18 protein-coding genes and 1 pseudogene are annotated in these 19,935 nt (G+C 58.8%); 5 read left to right on the forward strand and 14 right to left on the reverse strand.

Features of this window, described 5'->3' with window-relative positions:
• The 3 genes from PQR32_RS23815 to PQR32_RS23825 form a co-directional block, all read right to left on the reverse strand.
• A complete protein-coding gene (locus PQR32_RS23815) occupies positions 1 to 441 on the reverse strand; it encodes a hypothetical protein (RefSeq protein ID WP_408232446.1) in 441 nt (146 codons plus the stop codon).
• Positions 441 to 1,373, reverse strand: a complete 933-nt coding sequence (locus PQR32_RS23820) for a hypothetical protein (protein ID WP_408232449.1) — start codon at positions 1,371 to 1,373, stop codon at positions 441 to 443. The genes PQR32_RS23815 and PQR32_RS23820 overlap by 1 nt, the downstream gene beginning before the upstream one ends.
• Before the next feature lie 286 nt (positions 1,374 to 1,659).
• The gene (locus PQR32_RS23825; RefSeq protein ID WP_408232452.1) at positions 1,660 to 2,322 is read right to left on the reverse strand and encodes a hypothetical protein; all 663 of its coding nucleotides are present in this window, start codon (positions 2,320 to 2,322) and stop codon (positions 1,660 to 1,662) included.
• 361 nt (positions 2,323 to 2,683) lie between these two features.
• On the opposite strand from PQR32_RS23825, the gene PQR32_RS23830 reads away from it, so the two are divergent.
• The 3 genes from PQR32_RS23830 to PQR32_RS23840 all read left to right on the forward strand — a co-directional run bounded on the left by PQR32_RS23830 (position 2,684) and on the right by PQR32_RS23840 (position 4,915).
• Positions 2,684 to 3,454: a hypothetical protein gene (locus PQR32_RS23830; protein WP_408232455.1), complete on the forward strand. Its 771-nt coding sequence runs from the start codon at positions 2,684 to 2,686 to the stop codon at positions 3,452 to 3,454.
• A gap of 81 nt (positions 3,455 to 3,535) precedes the next feature.
• Complete coding sequence (locus tag PQR32_RS23835) at positions 3,536 to 4,282, forward strand: HNH endonuclease (RefSeq protein WP_408206094.1); 747 nt, start codon at positions 3,536 to 3,538, stop codon at positions 4,280 to 4,282.
• Positions 4,283 to 4,606: 324 nt separating this feature from the next.
• Positions 4,607 to 4,915, forward strand: coding sequence for a hypothetical protein (locus tag PQR32_RS23840; RefSeq protein ID WP_408206092.1), 309 nt, complete (start codon positions 4,607 to 4,609; stop codon positions 4,913 to 4,915).
• A gap of 65 nt (positions 4,916 to 4,980) precedes the next feature.
• Here PQR32_RS23840 and PQR32_RS23845 read toward each other — a convergent pair whose 3' ends face one another.
• The 9 genes from PQR32_RS23845 to PQR32_RS23885 form a co-directional block, all read right to left on the reverse strand.
• Positions 4,981 to 5,349, reverse strand: coding sequence for a helix-turn-helix domain-containing protein (locus PQR32_RS23845; protein ID WP_408206090.1), 369 nt, complete (start codon positions 5,347 to 5,349; stop codon positions 4,981 to 4,983).
• Positions 5,350 to 5,486: 137 nt separating this feature from the next.
• Positions 5,487 to 6,335 (reverse strand): hypothetical protein, encoded by an 849-nt coding sequence (locus PQR32_RS23850; RefSeq protein WP_408232459.1) that lies wholly within the window; start codon positions 6,333 to 6,335, stop codon positions 5,487 to 5,489.
• A 163-nt stretch (positions 6,336 to 6,498) separates the two neighbouring features.
• Positions 6,499 to 7,479 carry a toll/interleukin-1 receptor domain-containing protein gene (locus PQR32_RS23855; protein ID WP_408232462.1) on the reverse strand — a complete coding sequence of 327 codons (981 nt, stop codon included), beginning with the start codon at positions 7,477 to 7,479 and terminating at the stop codon, positions 6,499 to 6,501.
• A gap of 127 nt (positions 7,480 to 7,606) precedes the next feature.
• Complete coding sequence (locus PQR32_RS23860; RefSeq protein ID WP_408206084.1) at positions 7,607 to 8,293, reverse strand: ImmA/IrrE family metallo-endopeptidase; 687 nt, start codon at positions 8,291 to 8,293, stop codon at positions 7,607 to 7,609.
• Positions 8,294 to 8,622: 329 nt separating this feature from the next.
• Positions 8,623 to 9,456, reverse strand: a complete 834-nt coding sequence (locus tag PQR32_RS23865) for a thymidylate synthase (RefSeq protein ID WP_408206082.1) — start codon at positions 9,454 to 9,456, stop codon at positions 8,623 to 8,625.
• 12 nt (positions 9,457 to 9,468) lie between these two features.
• Entirely contained in the window at positions 9,469 to 9,921 is a 453-nt protein-coding gene (locus PQR32_RS23870) for a hypothetical protein (RefSeq protein WP_408206080.1), read from the reverse strand.
• Positions 9,914 to 11,803 (reverse strand): tyrosine-type recombinase/integrase, encoded by a 1,890-nt coding sequence (locus PQR32_RS23875; RefSeq protein ID WP_408232466.1) that lies wholly within the window; start codon positions 11,801 to 11,803, stop codon positions 9,914 to 9,916. The genes PQR32_RS23870 and PQR32_RS23875 overlap by 8 nt, the downstream gene beginning before the upstream one ends.
• 2 nt (positions 11,804 to 11,805) lie before the next feature.
• Positions 11,806 to 13,917: a site-specific integrase gene (locus PQR32_RS23880; RefSeq protein ID WP_408232469.1), complete on the reverse strand. Its 2,112-nt coding sequence runs from the start codon at positions 13,915 to 13,917 to the stop codon at positions 11,806 to 11,808.
• Positions 13,910 to 15,073 carry a tyrosine-type recombinase/integrase gene (locus PQR32_RS23885; protein WP_408232472.1) on the reverse strand — a complete coding sequence of 388 codons (1,164 nt, stop codon included), beginning with the start codon at positions 15,071 to 15,073 and terminating at the stop codon, positions 13,910 to 13,912. The genes PQR32_RS23880 and PQR32_RS23885 overlap by 8 nt, the downstream gene beginning before the upstream one ends.
• 388 nt (positions 15,074 to 15,461) lie before the next feature.
• Here PQR32_RS23885 and PQR32_RS23890 point away from each other — a divergent pair.
• A pseudogene (locus PQR32_RS23890) lies at positions 15,462 to 15,677 on the forward strand (thymidylate synthase); the annotation flags it as partial.
• 105 nt (positions 15,678 to 15,782) lie between these two features.
• Here PQR32_RS23890 and PQR32_RS23895 read toward each other — a convergent pair.
• Positions 15,783 to 18,527, reverse strand: a complete 2,745-nt coding sequence (locus PQR32_RS23895; RefSeq protein ID WP_408232475.1) for a DUF6600 domain-containing protein — start codon at positions 18,525 to 18,527, stop codon at positions 15,783 to 15,785.
• Positions 18,528 to 18,708: 181 nt separating this feature from the next.
• A complete protein-coding gene (locus PQR32_RS23900; protein ID WP_408232478.1) occupies positions 18,709 to 19,422 on the reverse strand; it encodes an ArsR/SmtB family transcription factor in 714 nt (237 codons plus the stop codon).
• Between the two features lie 318 nt (positions 19,423 to 19,740).
• Between PQR32_RS23900 and PQR32_RS23905 the strand changes: the two genes are divergently transcribed.
• Positions 19,741 to 19,878, forward strand: a complete 138-nt coding sequence (locus PQR32_RS23905) for a hypothetical protein (protein ID WP_408232481.1) — start codon at positions 19,741 to 19,743, stop codon at positions 19,876 to 19,878.
• Positions 19,879 to 19,935 lie beyond the last annotated feature (57 nt).

Below are 19,935 nucleotides of genomic sequence, written 5' to 3' on the forward strand. Positions count from 1 at the left end.
CTAGACCCATTTCTCCACGATACTGTCGACCATTTTCTCGGTAATAGACGTCTTGAGACCACGCAGGAAGGCAGCGTCATCGTCGTACAGCTGTTCCTCCAAAGCTCGCTGGCAGAATGCGCTGCCCTTGTCCGTCAGCACCACTGTTTTGGCGGTCGCCTCGATGAGCCCATCTGCCGCGGCCAGGGTCATCGCCGTCTGCACGGTCGGGTCGAGGCCCCAAGCGGGAAAATCAATTTCCTGGCTCTTGGCGGCACGAATGAGTTTTTCCCTTCGGGCATTTTCTTTCAAGACCCAGTTGAACAACTGCAGCCTAACGAGGCTAGACTTGCTCCCGCGCGACGCCAGCAACAGGACAAGCAGAAGCTGCGTAATCTTGAAGAGCGGTCGATGGTCAGGAAGTACGGATGAGGGGCGAACGTTGAACTCGAGAGTTGCCATTATTGGACTGGCTCCGAGAAGTCGAGCTGGCACACAGCAAGCCAGCGCGCCACGACGAGGTCTGCAAGAGTGCGCGCGTCGCTGAAACTGACAACACCACCGAGCTCTTTCTCAAGCCGGTTGCCGAGTTCAGCTCTGACCGATTCCACAAGCTCGTTCGGCTCGCCCGTCCAGAAATACTTGAGTTCCTGCATCTCGTCAGCGTAGAGGCCGATGACGCGAATGACTTGTGCGAAGGCTTGAGGCGACGTCCGCTCTATCGTCGCGAGGTGGTCGTCGCAGCGTAAGAATTTGCCTTGGACGAGCTTGTTGAATTCTGACAGCTCGGTTTCAAACGTCGGGCTGGCCTGCCGTGATTTTAGGCGCATCCTGTTCTTTCGAGCTATGAGCTCGTCATACTCCTCGGGAGCTTCGGGCAAGGCAATCGACTTGTCCACTGCTGGACCAAGCTGCAGAGCAGTCCCGGCATTGCGTCTGCATTGCTCGAATTCGCTCGAATAGTAGCCGGCGTCCAGAAGGGAAATATTGAAGTCTTCGGTCAGGATGGTGAGTTCCCATTTACGGGCATCCTTCTCCTTCTTCCGCGCGTGCTTGTGGAGCTCGTTGTCATTTATCGTTGGCGTCACAAACAGCCAGTTGTGAATTCTCGTGGAGCCGATGCGGTCAGCTATCTGTTGCGCATAAGATTTGAGCTTGCCAACGTCGCGCGTAATCTTGTCGCGAATGTTGTCATAGAGCTCTTCTTGCGTGTAGTGCCGTTCGGGACAGTAGCACTGGAACGCGAGGCCGTCCGTCGTCCAACCCTCGATTCCATAGTCGCCAGGCGAAGCTGGCATGCGCTGATATGACGGTCCATATTTCAATTTGAACGCCGACTGGCACAAGCGCTCCCAGCTCGTGCCATCGAAAGTCCCGAAATCGGTTTGTATCACGAAGCCCCCAATCTACATGTATCGTCCAGATACGACTTTTCTCGCGCGGTCTCCGTGACCGTGGAATCGGGCATATTGATGACGTTCTAAGGAGAACCCCGATTCTGTTCACTCGTCGCACACTGGCGCAGGCAGGTCTGACCTTTCGGGCGATTATGTGTGCGCTTAACCTAAAAATCTACCAGTTAGTGCAGTTTGCTTCAGTGGCATTCGCGCTCCTGCAACAATGGCAAGCGAGCCGCGTGCTAACTGCCGGCACTGCGTTCCAAGATTCAACGCACGTGGCTCAGTTTGTCGGACCGCCTGCTTCCGCCTGCTGTGTGCTTGTTCCCAAAGGCACCGGCCAGAGCGGTGGCGCTGACTGAAGGTTTCTGACTTGCTGCTCATGCTTTAGAACGCGCTCCCTCAACGTTTGAAGGGCATTTTCTCCATGCTGATGCACCTGCGCGGACGGAAGTCCCCAACGCTCTCGAACCGCGGCCGCAAGCCTCCACGCCTGCTCGCCAAGCCGCGCGCAGCCGAGAGTTATGTCGTCGCACGTGCCGATGGGGTCACCGAATTCGGCGCTGCTCCGGATGTAGTGCACAGTCTCACGGTACGCATTTGGGAATTCACGAAGCTGCGCCGCTACGTCTTTTGGCAACCACTTCCACTGGATTTCTGCTGAATACGAAAAAGGGGGAAGCCGCACCGGCTCCAGCGGGTCGTAGCTGCTGCGGCGGACCGCCTCTTGTTGAGCCTCGCTGTCGGTATAAATCACTTGTACGCAGCTTCGCACGTAGCCCTCGAGTTCGTCGACTGCTAACAGAGCAGCCAGGAACGATTCGCGGTCGCGCTCACGCCTATCTTTGCCTCGCGCGAAAAGGCCGTTGATTATCGCGCCCATCGCTGAGCCAATAACAGCCGATGATGCCGCGATTTTCAACCAGTCGTAGGTATCGAGTGCCATAGCGTCCTATGCGGCTACTGTCTTGTGGCCTCATATACCCTCAAAATCATGAGGTGCAAGGCGGTGCAAACGGCCGAAATTACCATCGGCATCGGCTTCGCGCGCATCCATGCTCGTTGTCGACAGTATTGTATCTGTGTGATATTCGACAGCCGGGCTGGCCGAAACACGGTCGACACGTGACGACAGCATATTGGTCTGGGGCGCCCTTCCGCTCCGACATCTGCATTTCGGCCGCCGTTAGATAGCGAATATCGCGTTTACTCGACGAATTTAAACGCGTCCATCCACCGGAAGCGAGCGCCGATATGCATTGCGCATAGCTGCACAACATAGAACAACATATACGGACCAGTCACAAGTGAATTTCGAGCTTTTCGAGAAGTATGAATCTGCAATCCGGGACTACCGAGGCCCACAAGGCGACCCGCAATCTGCATCCCTTCGCATGCACGGCAACGGCGACCTGGTCGTGTATTACGCGCCGTTCGGGTGGGTGAATCCCACGGCGAAGCTCGTTCTCGTGGACGCCACGCCTTGGAAGGCGCAGGCCGACATTGCATTGACCGAGGCGAATCGCGCACTGTTTGAGGGTGCTCCCGTGGGCGAGGCGTTACGTCGCGCCAGTCTCGCGGCCGCCTTTGCCGGCGTGACGCGCCAACGCGTCGTGGCGCTCCTCGACCATATTGGCGTGCATCAGTGGTTGAGTCTGAGCTCAAGTGCCGACCTGTTCGGCGAAGCGGGCGACCTGTTGCAGGTGTCGTCCGTGCTTCAGTTTCCCGTGTTCAAAAACGGCGAGAACTTCAGGGCCGGGTGGCATCCCGAAAGAGACCCGATGCTGCGCCTGCAAATGCGAAGCCACTTCGGCAAGATGGCCAAAGCTATGCCAGACGCGGTATTCATCCCGGTGGGAGCGGCCGCATCGAGAGGCGTCGAGTGGCTGACCAAGGAAGGATTCTTGAACAAGGAACGCGTGCTTCATGGCGTCCCCCATCCACGCAAAGAGGAACCGAACCGCACGGCATATTTTCTGGGCGAGAAGGACCGCGCCGACCTAGACGAGAAAACACATCCCGACAAGATTGATGCGGCGCGTGATTACCTGCGGAGCGCGGTGGCGGCGCTGAAGTGAGACTACGGCAGCCAGGCGGAGCGTAATGCGGCTGGCGCGGTGGAATGAACTTAACCCTCGCAGTCTTTCGAGAATCCGAACATGCCTCGATACCTGGTTCCATCAACAGCATTTCAGCTTGCGCTCGACTTGGCGCGGGCGGTTGTCGCTGGCAGCTTGCAACTACCGCAGGCCGAACGAGCATTGCGCGACTCCTATCCTGATATGTCGCCTCGTGCCGCAAAGGGCTACATCGGAAGTTACGTTGCAATGCGCCGCGGCGCGAAAAGCTTCGCGACGACAATCGCGGCCAACGCTTGGAAGCTTTACCTCGAGGATATTGCACATGACGGCGCCGGCCCGCTCTCGGTCGCGCTGGACACGTTCTTGTCCCATATCGTCTATCTCCAGAGCAAAACGAAGGGTCCGGAAGCCGCACTGCATCAGGTGCACGATGAGTTCGTCGAGGCGCTGAAGCGGATGGCCGTTCACGAGACGGTCGTCGAGAATCTTGATGCCGCCGTTCAGAAGTCCCTGAAGTCTTCCGCGGATGAACGTCGAGAGCGTCTCGCCAATGCAAACAGGCGACCGGAGCAGGTCGTCGTGCTGACCCGCGCATTCAAGCGAAACCCGGACGTCATTGCGGAAGTCCTGTTGCGAGCGAATGGGACGTGCGGAGGATGCGGGCAATCGGCACCGTTTCAGCGCTCAGACGGGAGACCGTACCTTGAGGTTCATCATCGCAGACGTTTGGCAGACGGTGGGGAAGATACCGTTGAGAATGCGATGGCTTTGTGTCCGAACTGTCATCGAGAGCGGCACTACGGAATCAACTACGCGGATATTTGATTCCCGAGTGTCGGCCGCGAGTCTGACGGGAGGGCGCCGCGGGTGGTTGCGAGCACAAATGTGCGGTGCTTCGTCACTGGCCAATTTTCAAGCTATACGCTGGGGTGACCAAACCGAACACTCGCAACGAACATGATTGAACTCAACGAAGAACTTATAGCTGCTCGCGAGCTCCGCACCGCCGCATACCAATAAGCGGCTCATAAGACGGTCTACGAGCGCTTTGGCGGCGCCGGTGACGCGGTAGTCTGGAAGAACAATAGCGGGAACCCGGAGGAACGCGCCTGGTTGGGGCAATTTCGTCCTCGGACCTGTCCAGAGGCCATGCGCCGGGCCGCGGTGACGGCCGGAATTACCTTTTCGGACTTTCCGGCAAACTGGAGCTTCCTCCATGGCATGGCTGGCCTGGTAGCCGAGGAAATTTTGAATAGCGAGAAGGACGAGCCCGGCGTGATTGCCGACGCGATGCGATACAGAATCTCCAGCGACGAGGCGTCCGCAACCGACTTGGCTGCGATGGGTATTACTGCCATCGACGACTACCAACTAAGTGACGAAGACGTCGAAGAGTCAGTGTGGATATTGCAGGAGGGCAGGCCGGCCGTGAAGCAGGAGGCCGAGCATCTCCATTGAGGTCGCCGTTAGCGGGCTGGTGAACGATGAACGGTGAATAAACTCAACCCGCGCTGCGTGCGCCTTCAGTGCCAGAGAGCAAGCACTAACTGGGAACTGCCCGACTTGGTCAGGGGGGGCACTTTCGCGCCCATGATGATGTCGGTTGCAACGCTGGCAAGCGTGTACAGCCCGACGCTGTGGAGGCGACCGCATTCTGACGGCTGGCATACCCACGAGGTGACGATGCGATAACCTTCTTTGCGCAGTTCGACCACTCGCGCCCGAGGGTCAATGACGTCGAGGTAACGCGTTGCCTCCAGTGTCGTAATCCCCGCGCACAGCCGCATGGCATCGAGCAAGCGCGCACGCTGATGCTTGGCGGTGTTGTCCGGCCAGTTGGCGATGATGTGGTCGAAGGACTGGAAATTCTGCGGTTTGATGTGTTTTTGCATTCGATGCAGTGGGAGTTGTGACAGGACGTATTGTTCACCTGTCGGCTCGAAACACTGCTACCGAAATATCAAGCCAATTCAACCGCAAAAAATCCGGAGGAAATAGGCCGGAAAATGGGCCCAATTTCCGCAGTTTTTCACTGCTCGGTTGAATCTAGCTCTAACCCAAGTTCGGTGCCGGCGGCGCTGAGCGCGTCGTAAAGCACGATTGCCGCAGTCTCATCCGCGCACCCGCCCACGATTTCGAGAGCCTGAGCTAGCCGCTGAGCGTCGGTTCGCGTGTCCGCCGTGGGCGCCGCACGGTTACGCGGAACACTTGCGCGGCTCAGTGCCAGATGTGCTGTGTTCTCAACGTCGGCCTGGTTCCTGCGCTTCGCTTCGACGAGCGCTTGAATACTTACGCGTTCGACAGCGGTCAGCACATCGTAGACTTGGCGTTCCAGGGTTTCTTCCCAAGCGCGTGCGACGACCGCCGTAATGACCCGGATGGGAATTTCGTCACAAGCCTCGCAGATGGCGTGGGCGAGCCGGATAATCAGCGTTCGACGCTGCGTCATCGGCAAGCGGCCTGCAGTTCGGGGCGGCACAATCGACGGCATCGTCTGGAGCGTCCGCAGCGGCTCCTGGAAACCGCGCGTCCGGGCACCCGGAGCAAGCCAGGAAGGGCGCGCCGCAGTCAGCTTGGTTGCCAGGTCTGTGGCGCTCTTCATGATGTCGTTGACTTCAGACCCGGTAGGTGCCAAGTCCGGTTCGCCTTCCTCGATGCAGTCGACAATCGCGCGGGCAATCTGGGAAATCACCGTGACCTGCAAACTCGTGCCCTTCGCGAGCACCTTTTTCTTTTTGAAGAAGCTGCGGAAGTCCTTGTCGTCACGAAAGCTTCTGAACCAGTCTGACTGTGCACGAGCAGTTTGGTCGAGGTTCAGAAACGCGCCTGCCTGGTCATACATGAGGGCAAGATTCGAATTCGTGGTCAGAGTGGTCATGGGTGATAGCAAGGGCGATTCACGCAAGAGGTAGGCATATTGTAGCTGCGTGCTATAGGCCGCCCGAGCACGTAAAAGAATAATTCCGGGCCTGCAGGAGCGTTGTTGTTATCACGCGCGCGGCACGTCATCGGGCGCTATTGTCGCGGTCGCCCACCGGAAATCACCGTTGTATCCGCTCGATAAGCATCGACCACAGATGCTCAGCTGCCCCAGTGTCAGACAGTTTCTCGGATACGCCTCTCGCCATGCTCATCATCGGCTTCAGATAAAGCGTCTGGCTATCTTCCGTGAGCGTGAGCGCTTCGTTGTAGCTGTTCGTGTGCGAGGAAATCTGGTTCGAATATGCTATCTCGCGATTGCTGTGTCCACCGAAGGCTCCGCCGTGCGTAACGGTGCACTGCGACACGCTCTTCCCGTCCTTATAGATGCTCGCGGTGAACCGGCGCGCATCGATGCGCGAAAAGCGTCCTTGGAACTGGCCGTGTCGCTTCTCCAGTTCCTGTAGCGAACCCTCGAAAAAGCGTGCAATGAAGTCGAACGTCTCAGAAACGAACGTGTCCTTGTCGAGGTCTGAGAACTCATGCTTGACGCGAAGGTTGCTCGACCGCGGCAGTTGCGAGGCCGCGGAAGGTTCGATGGCTGCGGGCCGAGGCGGCATGCTTCTCGCTGCCGATGCCGCGTCCAGCTTGGGTGCGGACGACGAGGCTGTTGCGGCCACGGCTTTACGAATCGACTTCGCAATGTCGGCGAACGCCTCGTCCTGGTTGGACCAGGACGTCACCGGCCGACCGTCTGTCGGGACCGCATTCATTTTGCCGAACGGAGCACTGTGCCAGTCACATGCTCGCAGGATGACGGGGATGACGCGCGCCTCGCCGGCCTTATGCCGCTCCAGTGCACGCGTCATCTCGTTTGAAAAGCAGTATTCGGACGCAATGAAATTCGCGCTGACCAGCAGCAAAATGATGTCGGCCTTCTCGAGCTGCTCATTGATACTGTCGTCAAGGTTGTCGCCCGCGACGATGCGTCTGTCGTGCCATGCCGAAATCAGGCCCTCGCGCTTCATCAGCGAAAGGTGGATTTCGAGTTGGTCGCGCAGCGACTCGTCGATGTGCGTGTACGAGAAGAAAACCGATGCCATGCAGTCGTCCAGCAAGAGAATCAGGTGGTTGTTGTAGGCGGCTATGCCGTCGTCGCCATAACGTGGCGATTTGGCTTGAGCGAACGCGTGAAGCAGGACGGCCTACGTGTTGTCAGGCCGCGCGCCATCAGTAGCTGACCAGGTCGAGCTCGTGGATGCGAATCGCCATAGCGGTCGGCGACATGCCGAACTCCTCAGCGAGCGACTTGAAGTGGTTGCCGATACCAAATTTCCGCGCAGTCGCTACTGCGCGCGGAAACTCAAGCGAGCCAGTTTTTGACCGGAGAAGGTCCTGCGAGCCGTTGCCGGCGATGGCGAACGCTACGTTGTCATCGAGGTGGAGCATGTCGGTGCCAAATCGCTGCTTGTACGCGCGGCGCAATAGCTTCTCCGGCGCAAGGAAGCACGCGGCAAAGTAGTTGGCCTCCCGCTCGCGGCGGTCGAGGACCGGCGCGTCACCGAGCAGGGGGCGGTCGCGATGAAGCGAGAGCCCAGGATGCAACACAATATGGCCGAGTTCGTGCGCTCCTGTGAAGCGCTGAACCTCGTAGGGCAGGTTTCCGGCAATACGAATCGTTGAGCGCGGAACGTCGACCAACCCGGCTACCTGGTATTGGGTGTTACCGACCCCGTGCGCGCCCAGCGAGCCCGCGGTTACTTCGTACTCAATGTTATGCACCGAGGCCGCGTGGTCAGGGCGGAAGAGCTGAAGCAGATGCGGAATCGTGCTGTGCGTGGTCCCCGCGCGCTGCCAGATTTCAAACTGGAAGCGTCGCACCTCGGCCGCAATGGAAAGCTTGTCGATGTCGTGCATGTGGGAACCCCGAAATCGCATTTCGTTGTATAGCACCAGATGTGGTGCTTCACATGAAAATATATACAACTAATAGCGTGCTTGCCACGAATTTAATTAGAGTCGGACCCTTAATAAATTTAAGCTTCGATTTTTGCGTGCGCGGCCCGGTCGCATTCACGCTGGAGTTGCTCATCATGGATTGAAGCGGGAGTGTGTGGCTCGGTTGGCGAAGCCGGGAGATGCGAAGTAGCTGCGGAGAGGAGGGGCGGAGGATGAAGGTTGGCAGCTGCTGCCGCGGCCCTCTCATGGAGCGAAGAGGGCCGCGTGCGGTTCAACTGTGAGACAGCTCAGACCGCGATGGGAGCCGCGATGCTTGGATGCGGGTTGTAACCGACGATTTCGAAGTCCTCAAACTTGTAGTCGTAAATCGAATCGGGGCGGCGCTTGATATTCAGCTTAGGCAGCTCCCGTACGTCTCGGGTGAGCTGTGTCTGAATCTGCTCCATATGATTTGAGTACGCATGTAGGTCCCCGATGCTGACGATGATTTCATGCGGAATCAAATCGCACTGTTGCGCGACCATGTGCGTCAGAAGGGCCAGCGAAGCGATGTTGTACGGGAGACCAAGGAAGCTGTCCGAACTGCGGATGTACAGCAGAGCGGATAGCTTGCCTTCCGCGACGTAGAACTGGTAGAGCAGGTGACATGGCGGCAATGCCATGAGACCTTGCTTCGCGTTCTCTTGCGGGCTGATGGACTCGTTCGGGAGATACTCGGGGTTCCAGCCGTGAAACAAGATGCGCCGGCTGTTCGGCTTCTCCCGAAGCGTCTTAATGACGTAGTCAATCTGGTTGATGGTCCCGCCATCCTTGGTCGGCCAGGCGGTCCATTGCTTGCCATACACGGGGCCGAGCTCGTTGTCCTCCGTGGCCCACTCGTTCCAAATGGAGACGCCATTCTCTTTGAGCCAGCTAACGTTCGTGTTGCCGCTCAGGAACCAGATGAGCTCGTTCGCGATGCTCTTGAAATGAAGCTTCTTCGTCGTGAGGAGCGGGAAGCCCTTCGCCAGGTTGTGCCGAAATTGGCGGCCGAACACGGATGTCGTCCCCGTGCCTGTCCGGTCGCCTTTTTGAACACCGTTCTCCAAGATGTCTTCGAGGAGTTCGAGGTATTGCTTCATGTCATCGTCCAACTATTTGGGCACGCGCGCGGGAGGCTGTGCGAGTGATATTTTGCTTCGAGCTTTGAGCGCTTCAATCTCAATGTTTTGGTCCAAGATGACGCCCTTGAGGGCTTGGATTTCCTCGTACAACAGAGCATTCTGGTCCAATATCAGTCTAATGCGGTCTCGTAACATCCGAGGCGTAGGTTCACTCTCTTTCTCAGACAGGGCCGCGGCCACAGAGGCTTGATGGCTCTTGCGAGCGGCCTTGATGGCCCGCAGCTTAGTCAGAGCCCAATCGCGGCTTCGTATCGTGTTGCGAGACAGGCCGGTCATTTGCATGACAGTTGCCACAATTGCTTTGCGCTTCCCTGCCTTCGAAATATCCTCGAGCTCGATTAAAGCATCGGTAATGAGTCTATCATTTTTCTCCGACTCGGCTTCGACATGCCGTGCCAGCTCTGCGGGGCGACCGTCAGCCATGGGACCTCCTCGAATCTAGGCTTTTGATATGGGTGTCGAGCTGCTGAGCCATGCCAAGCCAGATAACTTTGTACGCAGGTTTCGCCTCAAGCTCAGCTTCATTGAGTGCGTATTCGCGCCTCATCTTGAGAGTGTCTGCGGACCGCTCCGTGATGACGTGACTCGAACAGTTCGGGTCACAATGATAGTCGCCATAGCAGGGGGGAAGCTCGTCCTCGGCTAGCTCAAGGAAGTTTTTGGCACAGTGCCCGATACTGGTAGGCATCAGTTTCACTCCTCGGCGTGCCATGTCGCGGATGTACTTGGCCCTTGCCTCACCGAACAAGCCAAGCCCAGAAAAAAACGAGTCGATGCGAGCTTTGTGCTCCTCGGCGCCGCCGCCGGCGAACCGGGCTTCCTCACCAAATATGTCATTCAAAGCGTCTTCTCTTGCCGTAGCGATGCGATTAGCAACGCTCGTCATGAGCTGTTTTCTGTACTGTCCATACCCTACTGTCACTTCGTTGGGCATAGAGTTGAATTGGCTATGAAAGTGTTTGAGTTGCATGCTGATGAACGGCAGCGAGACCTGTTGATTCGCCAGTTGGGCAGCAAGCGTTTCTCGTAATTGATGAATTGAAAACATCCAGTCTTCGAAAAATCCAATGGCATCAATTTTTTCAATCCATTTGGCGATTCGTCTGCCGATGGTCGACGGGCTGTAGGCCCTGTTGCTGCGAACCGTGAAGCCGCGGAAAGGGGTCGAGAAAAGGGAGTTGTTGCCCGTTCTCTTGGTGATGTACATCAAAATATCATAAGCATCTCTCGTCAAGTCGATTGCGAGCCAACCCTCCGAGATGGGCATATCTTTGGGTTTTCCTTTGACCTCTTTTGATTTCAAAAACCAGTATCCGTGCTCGAATACGAGACATTCTCTTTTAACGTAACGCACTTCAGTACGTCGCATTCCGCTGAGCAGTAGTATTATTGTCATCGCTGCCGCGTTTCCATCGTCAATGATTTTGTCTATCTGGCTAAGCGAGTAGCCAAAGTGTCTCTCGAAATCGCCCGTTCGAAACTGATTGTCTTCAAAATATGCGTCGATGGCACAGGCGGCCATTTCCTTATCGACCCATTCAGATGTTTGCTCCAGCGCTCGACACTCGGAATCATGAATCTTCATGCCAGTAGCGGCTTTGAATGTCGTAATTGCCAATTTGCACTCTTCCAGGAGAAACAGAAACTGGTCGTCTCGAAGAGTAGGGATGCCTTTGTAGTCAGGGCTAACGCGCCACGCGACAGACCTCGATTTCAAATCGTGAAAGGTCCATTGTAAAGGGGCGCTAAGGTTGCGTTGAATAATTGGGTCGGTTATTAGATTGAGAGCTCGCTTCAATGACGCCGAACGTCCTTTGAAGGTAGCTATAGCAGCTTTGAGCAAGGAGAATGAAATATCGCTGAGGTTTCTCACTGATATGTCATATTTCTCTTTACCGAGGATTATCACGTGGGAGAAAAACTTTGCCAGCTCCTCGGTGCGTGCTTGAACCGTTATCGGCTTCAGTTTTGCCGTTGATGCGCGAGAGTTTTTTACGACTTTCGGGTGATGGCCGTGGATATACGCCGAAATTTTAAGGTCGTGCACAATTTGGGGAGTCAGGCAAAGTGCAAACCTGCTCATTTGTGTAGAGGCGGGATGTTGGTAAGTTGTCCCGCGTCCTTCCATGTAATCCCGCCAAACGAAGCTGCTGCTCGTAGGGCCAGCGTACTCTTCTGAAGATGAGTCTTCAAAAGGCCAAACGTCCGAGCCGAAAACTGCGCCGTACACCGGCATGTCAGGCCTGAATACTGCATTTCCGCTCTGGATGGCTGTCTCGTCCGGGATAGTCAACGTATTTTTCACGGCTAGATTCCCTGATAAATAAGATGGTCCGTAAGGATGTCGTCCATGGTGGCTGCCTGATATTCTGCCTGGCGGATGGTAGGAGCATCAAACACCACACCTTCCTCCAGGATTCCGTCAATGAGTTGGACCGTGTCTTCGAATAGCTCCCTTCTACTTCTGATTGCGGGCGAATGCGTTTCTAGGGCCGCGCCAACTTGCCGCCGGTAGACAAGCAGCTTCGGCAGCGAGCGCTCGGTCACGATTGCGCTGTCGCAGCGAATGCACATGTTCCAGAACTTGCAGACCGTGCCTTTCACGTACTTGGTCGCAGCGCGAACGTCAGCGCTGGGGTTGAATGGATTTGTGCATCCACAGCCCGAGAGCGTCTCGTAAAAGATGTCCTTCTCGTCCTCGGGGCCAAGCTTCGTGTCCAACTCAGCATCTTCTTCTGCTGTTTGCGAGGCCTCTCGAGAGCGCTCCGCGATTTTCGACAGGGCTTGCGACACCGTACTATTGAACGCCGGTTTCAGCTTCTGCTCGTCCAGGTATGTGGCCGTCGTCTTGATGCTGGCGTGGCCGAGCACGACCTGTACTTGAAACAGGGTGGCTCCTGCCAAGACGAGATTCGTCGCGAGCGTGGGGCGGCATCGAGAAATGGTAAAGCGAAACTTATCACCGAAAATTGCTGGGAACCCCTCGTCGACGCAGAACCTTTCATACCAAGTAGCGAGTTTTTTCTTCGGGTCAATCGCGACGACAGCTCGCTTTCCTTGCTCGTATGAAAGGTCTACGTCTTCGAAGATGAAGAGCCTGTTGGAGATAGCCTCCGGAGCATCTGCACGGATTCTTGCGGTCAGGGCAATCGTGAGGCCAAACAGCTTCTCGATTTTATCCGCCACATCTGCATCTAAGCTAAGTTCGTCAAGCACGGGTACGTGCAGTTCCCGTTCCAACGTTCTCTTGCCGCTCACAGCTCGACGCTTCTCGTAAATGAGCACCGGCTCGCCTGTCAGTCGATGTTGCCTCTGAAAGCTGTCCAGCCGAAGTTTCTTAAGCGCTTCGACGTTCAGGCCCGTAAGCATGCCGAGCTGGGCGGCCAATGGCACGATGATTCGGTCGTCGACGTACGGCCAGACACCCCATCGGACGAACAGGCTTCGTATGCGATATAGCCGACAACCGTAATGCGAGACTAGGTGCCATCCGTTACGAAAGATGTGTTCATACATCTTCGTTGCATCGCACTCAAATTCATTTTCGAACATCCACAGCAACGCCTGTTCGTCGCTGCGTTTAACCCAAAGGGGACTCAAGCCAACGCACTGCTCCGGAGAATAGCCTTTACGAAGTCGAGTGTTGGCAGCTGATGCTGAGACCCCGTAATGCTTCGCTGCCGCCGAGACGCTTCTGAAGACCGTCCCCTCAACCTCAAAAGGCTTCAACGTAGGCCGAGGAGCGGGTTCAACCCCGACTGCTTGAGCCGGAGTCATTCCCATCCGTAATCTCTCGGAAATCTGCCAGTACTCGACCCCAAATTGTTCAGCTGCTTCCTCCACCGTATAAGTTTTGTCGTTAATGACCATTGGAGGGAAGTGAAATTTCGAGGGGCGGAATGGGAGACCTTTCCCGGAAGGCCGATAGCCTGTGAGCATGCTGTTCGCTAGACCAACCCAGCGAGCAATACTTTCATTGATGACCTCTTCTTCATCTTCGGCGTATGCGGAGCGCTCTTTCGTCTCTGATACTCCCTTCGGCATCGAGGTGTGATACACCACGGCGTCGATAATTCTGAGGGCGTACGCCATACCCATTACCTGCCTGACAAGCTTGTAGTCGCTGTAACGGGTCTTACTCGAAATTTCCTGCTTGTTCAACCACTCACTGTATCGGTTTAATGCATCAGCCTCCCAATACTGGCTCAGGAAGAAGCGCTTGTCATTCTCAAGCTCAGGGTATGACGCATTGGTTTCGATGACGAACCGCATGTACTTGTTCGCGGCCCCCCGGATTTTTGCCGCGTAAGGTTCTTGGTGTTCGGATTCAAACTGGCCGAACATCCATTTTATTTGGGCGTGCGGGTCCGCCATTGTCGGCTGCGGAGCGTTGTAGAGGCGTGCCACGTTCTCAGCCATGGTGGCCTCGCTTCTCACGGTGCTGCAATGGTCCAAGGAATGTCTTTTCGCGGATGTCCTCGGCTTCATGCAGCCGGTTCATCTGCTGGCCATTCTTGGTCAACTTCATTAGCAACGCAGGCGGAATGTGAGTGTAGATTTCCGTAGTGGTCAATGAAGCATGACCGAGCAACTGCTGAACGATGAGCATCCTCTCTTCGTACGTTTTCCCGATGTCAGAGCGAAGGACCGAAAACGCTGTGCCGTGTCGTAACCAATGCGTCGACATGTCTTCGCTGATGCCGCTTCTGAGCACCGCCTCTTTGAATTGCTTCGACGCGTTCCTCCGGCTCCATCTGAGTTGGTTGACGGTCAGAAAGACGGGTTTTTTCGGGTCTCTAATGTCCCAGTCCGGTGCGAGCTTATATTCAGGGCTGCTGTGATAGCGCTTGATGCGATTGAGCACTGCGCGCGAAATCAAAGTTGAATGCTTTGGAGTCTGGCCGCCTCGGCCCTTTGAGCGCCGGACCGAAAGAGGAATGAATTCGAACGCCGGGTTGTACATCGCCGGGTCGGGGAGTTGGCTAACAACCATGTCCGATACCTCGGAGATTCGAAGACCCATGTCGAACTGCGCATGGAACATGCACCTCTCGCACTCGTTGTGCATACCGCTTAGCACAGCAATGACATGCTCCGTAGCAATGAACTTTGGACTCAGAGGTACGGGCGATGCCGTGATATAGCGCAAATTGCCATCTCGACCGTATGGGGAGTTCTCTGGGTGTCTGAGATTGCCCGCTTCTTTCGTGGTGAGCCAGTCTAAAAACGTTCGAATGCACGCCTCACGCCCGTGCAGGGTCGAGTGGGCCAAGCCCCGGTTTTCTTTCATGTCGCTCAGCCACGACGTCAGGTTCTCGCGGCTCAGCCGAAGGATGGTCTCGTCGACGGTCAGGCGCGGGAACGGGCCTTTCGTTTCAATCCAGCGGACCAGATAAGAAAGGATGCGGCCATACACCAACACGGTGTTCATGCTGATAGACACGCCAGCGGCTGCAACAAGGCTGCTCAACCACATATGAGCAGTAGTCACGACAGCGGCGCGACTGTCGATGACGCTGAGAACGGGCTTGCTCCCGGTTCGGGACAGTTCGAGAGTCTCGCCGTTGGATGCCACGGTTACGACTCGTGGGGGTTCCTTAATGTGTACAAAGCGTGCACTGGAGTATGCAAAGTGCGCACTGAGGGGGTCATCGGCTGCCGTCACTTCATCGCTTCCTGTCACTCAAAGTTGAAAAGTACATCCGTTCGGTTCGCGCTTTCGAGCCAGAGTAGACAGTGAATTGATGAAAAAGTCAAAAAAACTTATCCGCATTATTTTGAGACTATTTCAGGTCGAGTCTGCTGAAGGTCCAACATCGGACGGGCTCCAGCGGATAGAGGAGAGGCGAATTATATTGATGAAAAGGCCAACAATTTTAGTTCCTATGGAAACTGCCGCCGCTGCCACGAAAACCCCTTAAAACAGGCAATACGTTCATAGATTGGCTGTTATTTTTAGGTTCCAGAAACACATCTACGAGAATCAGCTCGACATGCTGCAGCAGCAGCTCACGCGAGAGCCGTACGAAAGCCCGGCCTTCGCGATCTCGGAGCGCGTGCCGGAGTATGCGAAAACCGGCGTGTATGAACCGGAATGGCTCGAAAAGATCGAGCCGTCGGATTTCTCGCTGGTCGGCTACCGGCATCACGAGCCGCTTACGGCGCCGATGGCTGTTTGATCGTCGGCTGGGTCGGTAAGCGGCCGAGCCGCACCAGGAAAAACCGCCGCGATGCGAATCGCGGCGGTTTTTTTATGCTCCGTGCCAATTCGCAGCAAGGGGCGCTCAGCCTTTGTGATGTTCGTCGCGGTTGCCGCCACCGGAATGCTGTTCGCCGTGCTGTGGCTGCGCTTGAGGACGTGGCTGCTGCACCTGCTGCGGGCGCGGCTGCTGCTGTGGTTGCGGATGGAACTCCGGCCGAGGTTGTTGCTGCACCTGCTGCGGGCGCGGCTGCTGTTGTGGTTGCGGATGGAACTCCGGCCGAGGTTGTTGCTGCACCTGTTGCGGACGTGGCTGCTGCTGCGGTTGCGGATGAAACTCCGGCCGAGGCTGTTGCTGCACCTGTTGCTGGCGCGGCTCGGGGCGCGGTTCCTGACGCGGCTGCTGCGTCGGTTGCTGCACGGGCTGCGGATGATATTCCTGGCGCGGTTGCTGCTGCGCCTGGATTTCCGCTGGACGCGGCGCCTGCGGCTCAGGCTGATGCTGCAACTGGGCCTGCGGCTGCGGCCGAATCTCCTGCTGACGCGGCTGCTGCTGTTGTTGCTGGATCGCCGGGTTCGCCATAGGACGAGGCGCGCCGTGCTGTTGCGCAAACTCCGGCCGTCCCGCTTGCGGCTGCGGACCGCCGTGCTGCTGGGCTTGCTGTGCCTGCTGGGCCATCGGCGTGTGCGGCTGAGTCCAGGCTGGCTCGTGACGCTCGTTCACACCCGGGTTCACACCCGGCTGCTGACTCGCCTGCTGCGGCATCCCGTGCTGCTGCGCCATCGCCGCTGGATTGCCGACGTTCGCTTGCGGCGGACGCGGAACACTGTTCGACGGATGTCCCATCTCACCAGGCTGCGGCCGCTGGTTGGCCATCTGCGGCGGCATACCCGGCTGCGCTTGCGGTTCGCCACTATGCGGTGCTTCACCCGGCCGCTGCCCGGCTTGTTGCTGCAGGGCGCCAGGTCCACCCGGCGGCATGCCCGGCCGCGCCTGCGGTTCGCCACTATGGGGTGCTTCACCCGGCCGCTGCCCGGCCTGTTGCTGCATGGCGCCGGCTCCGCCCGGCGGCATGCCCGGGCGTACTTGCGGTTCGCCGACATGCGGCGCCTCACCTGGCCGCTGTGCGGCCTGCTGCATACCGCTAGGCCCACCCGGCGCCCCCGGCGCCATGCCCGGCGCGCGTCCGGCGATATGCGACTGCACGACCCTCACGTTCTGCACCGGCAGCGCGCTCGGTCCGCCCGCCATATGCGCCGGCACCGAGGTCCGCACGATAGGCTGACCCGCGCCCGGCACCCGTCCGCCGCTTTGCGCGAAGCGCTGGGCGAGACTGTCGTGGTAAGCCGCCGGCATCGCCGGACTACGCGTCGCCACCACCGAACGTGTCATCACCGCCGCGGGCGGGCGGTAATTCGCGTTGCGCTGGCCCGGCCCGAAGCTCTCCCGCACCGGCGCGATTCCCGGACCGCCGGGGTTGATCTGCGCGTTGCGCCATTGCCGCGGATCGACCTTCTGGGCAAAGCGCCCGACCGGCTGGCCATGCACGAAGGCCGTCGCCGGCACCGCGGTCACGCCGCCCGGTGCGCGGTAGTTGATATACGTGTTGTGAATATTGGTCACATTCACGTTGCGGTTGTAGTTGTTGACGCGGTTGTAGTAGCCCGGGCTCCAGTGGTCGTGACCGCCCCAGTGCGGATGCCACGGCTCGCCCGGGCCGAGCGGGAACCACGCGACGCCGGCTGCCACCACTCCGCCGATCGCCAGATCCACACCCCAGTTCACGCCACCGCCACCGCCGCCCACGAAGGCGACGAGGGCCGGCGCGTACACGGGCGGCTCGCTGACGGCGATTGGTCCCGGCACCCATACCCACGTGTCGTCGACCTGGGCCCAGCGGCCGTAGTGGTAGGGCGCGAAGCCCCACGGCGCGTCGTCGACCCAGGTCCAGCCCCACGGCGCCTGCCAGACCCAATGGCCGTCGTGATACGGCGCCCAGCCGGCGGGCGTACCGCGCGGCACCCACACTTCGCCGTATTGCGGCGAGCTTTGCCACGTGCCATTGGCGTCGAGATCCTGATAGCCGGGAATGTCGCGCGACACGTAGCGCGCCGACACCGAGCGGTCTTCCGCGGCGTCGCGGCTGGCGGCCCACTGATCGAAGCCGTCGAGGCCGGGCGCGCCGTTGTCGGCGACCTGTTGCAGGTTAGTGCCGCCGAAGCGGACCTGCTGCCCGGCCGCGACCGGCACCTGGCCGCTGTCGCCGTACACCGTCGCGCCGCCGCTGCGCACGGTGACGGTGGTGCTGCTGCCGTCCGGCGCGACGTCGACGCGATAGTCGCCGGGGCCGTCGAGGCTGAGCGCGAGATTCGGCGTATCGATTTCATAGGACGAGCCTGGCGCGAGTTCACGCATGCGTGCCGATAACGTGCCTTGCGCGACTTTGAGTTGGGCGCTGTTGTCGTCGAGATTCAGCAGATCGAGGCTGGTGGACGGGCCGAGGCGCACCGCGGTCGAGCCGATGTGCAACTCCGAGCGCGCGTTCTGATCGTTCCACAACTGGTCGCCGGTGGTGAGCGGACGGTTGATCTGCGCGTACGACCAGTCGGTGGCGCCGGCCGGTTCAGTGGTCACGGCGCCCGCCGTGTAGTTCAGGCGCGCGACGCGGCCGGGCGGATCGGTGTTCTGCGTGGCGGCGGCGCTCTGCGGCGCCTCCTGGATTTCCTGAGCAAAGATGGCCTGGCTTGCAAAGAGGAACGTGGCGGCTGCGATCAGCGTGTAGCCGATAACCCTGCGGTTCGGATGGCGGTGTGGGGTGACTGTTCTCATGATTTGGCTCCGACGGACGCGGCATCTTGCGGCATCCGTGCAGTCACTGTACCCGCGGCGTTTGTTTCAAGGCCCGCACTTTTGTAAGGCGGCCTCACCACCGTGTAACAAAAGGTCTCGACATGGCGATTCGTAAGCGGGTTCCGATTTCCTGTAACTGTGTCAGGGAGTCAGATGCGCCTCACGGGGCGAGGAACGCATCGAAATGACGATGGCCGGCCGGCGTGATGCGCAGGATTCGCGGCCGCTCGGTGCGCTCGACCCAGCCATGCGATGTCCACGAATCCAGCAGCGCCGCGCCGAGGGCGCCGCCCAGATGCGGACGCCGTTCGCTCCAGTCGGGGCAGGTGCAGGCGAAGCGGCGGCGCCGGCTTTTCTGGGCCGACATGTCGATGCCCCAGTCGGCGAGGCGGGCCGCGCCGTCGGCGGTGGCTTCCAGCGACGTGCCGTGCAGCGTCAGCAGTCCACGTTCGACCAGCCGCTCAAACACGCGCACGGATAATTCGCCCGCCATATGGTCGTAGCAGGTGCGCGCGTAACGCATGTCCAGCGGCACGGTGCGCACGGGGCGCGGCACGGGACGCTGCGGCGCGCTGACTTGCGCGACGTTGGCGAGCGCTTCGATCGACGCGGCGATATCCGACGACGCGATCCGGAAATAGCGATGGCGGCCGCGCACTTCGAGCGCAAGCAGGCCGCCATCGGTGAGGCGCGCGAGATGGGCGCTGGCCGCCGACGGCGAGAGCCCGGCAATCATCGTCAGTTCGCCCGCCGGGCGGGCGCTGCCGTCCATCAGCGCCCACAGCATGGCGGCGCGCCCGGGGTCCGCGAGCAACGCGCCGATGCGGCTCAAGCCGGGGAAGTGGTTCTGTTCGTCTGCAAGGGTGGCGGCCATTTGACGTCTCCAGAGGGCGGCGCGGTTCGTGCGCCATGCAGTCCACTGTATCGGGCTGCGCGATTCGATGTTTCAGCTTAGCGTGAAGCGTCGAATGCAGCAGCTACGAAAACACGGCAGATGTGACGCGCAGCGCTGGTGAGCGCAGGCGCCCGAAAGCCGCGCTTTGGCGGTGGCGCAGGACAGGACCGCCGCCGGTGACGCACGCTGAGCTTTGATGGCGCGCAGGACCGCCGCCGGTGACGCACGCCGCGCTTCGGTGCCACGCAGGGCCGCCAGGCTAGAATCGAAGCCTGTCCTAGCAGGAAACACGCTGTCATGAAAATTCTTCTGGCCGTCGTTGCCGCGGCGTTGCTGCTCGGTGCATGTGCACAAGGCGGCGGCGGTTCGGGCGCGGGCACCGGCAGCATCACGATGTACGGCACCATCGACGAAGGCATCACGGTCCGCAAATAGGCGGCTGCCGAGTGCTTCTCCGGATAACGGCTACGGCTGGCAGAAATTGATGCATCA

Source organism: Paraburkholderia dipogonis (genome assembly GCF_046027395.1).
GTDB lineage: Bacteria > Pseudomonadota > Gammaproteobacteria > Burkholderiales > Burkholderiaceae > Paraburkholderia > Paraburkholderia dipogonis_A.

Bases quoted from the DNA above. Each gene is read 5' to 3' on its own strand.
- PQR32_RS23835 (WP_408206094.1), top strand. From the start codon at position 3,536: ATGCCTCGATACCTGGTTCCATCAACAGCATTTCAGCTTGCGCTCGAC.
- PQR32_RS23815 (WP_408232446.1), bottom strand. From the start codon at position 441: ATGGCAACTCTCGAGTTCAACGTTCGCCCCTCATCCGTACTTCCTGAC.
- PQR32_RS23840 (WP_408206092.1), top strand. From the start codon at position 4,607: ATGCGCCGGGCCGCGGTGACGGCCGGAATTACCTTTTCGGACTTTCCG.
- PQR32_RS23905 (WP_408232481.1), top strand. From the start codon at position 19,741: ATGAAAATTCTTCTGGCCGTCGTTGCCGCGGCGTTGCTGCTCGGTGCA.
- PQR32_RS23845 (WP_408206090.1), bottom strand. From the start codon at position 5,349: ATGCAAAAACACATCAAACCGCAGAATTTCCAGTCCTTCGACCACATC.
- PQR32_RS23850 (WP_408232459.1), bottom strand. From the start codon at position 6,335: ATGACCACTCTGACCACGAATTCGAATCTTGCCCTCATGTATGACCAG.
- PQR32_RS23865 (WP_408206082.1), bottom strand. From the start codon at position 9,456: ATGAAGCAATACCTCGAACTCCTCGAAGACATCTTGGAGAACGGTGTT.
- PQR32_RS23870 (WP_408206080.1), bottom strand. From the start codon at position 9,921: ATGGCTGACGGTCGCCCCGCAGAGCTGGCACGGCATGTCGAAGCCGAG.
- PQR32_RS23860 (WP_408206084.1), bottom strand. From the start codon at position 8,293: ATGCACGACATCGACAAGCTTTCCATTGCGGCCGAGGTGCGACGCTTC.
- PQR32_RS23825 (WP_408232452.1), bottom strand. From the start codon at position 2,322: ATGGCACTCGATACCTACGACTGGTTGAAAATCGCGGCATCATCGGCT.
- PQR32_RS23900 (WP_408232478.1), bottom strand. From the start codon at position 19,422: ATGGCCGCCACCCTTGCAGACGAACAGAACCACTTCCCCGGCTTGAGC.
- PQR32_RS23895 (WP_408232475.1), bottom strand. From the start codon at position 18,527: ATGAGAACAGTCACCCCACACCGCCATCCGAACCGCAGGGTTATCGGC.
- PQR32_RS23880 (WP_408232469.1), bottom strand. From the start codon at position 13,917: ATGGCTGAGAACGTGGCACGCCTCTACAACGCTCCGCAGCCGACAATG.
- PQR32_RS23855 (WP_408232462.1), bottom strand. From the start codon at position 7,479: ATGGCATCGGTTTTCTTCTCGTACACGCACATCGACGAGTCGCTGCGC.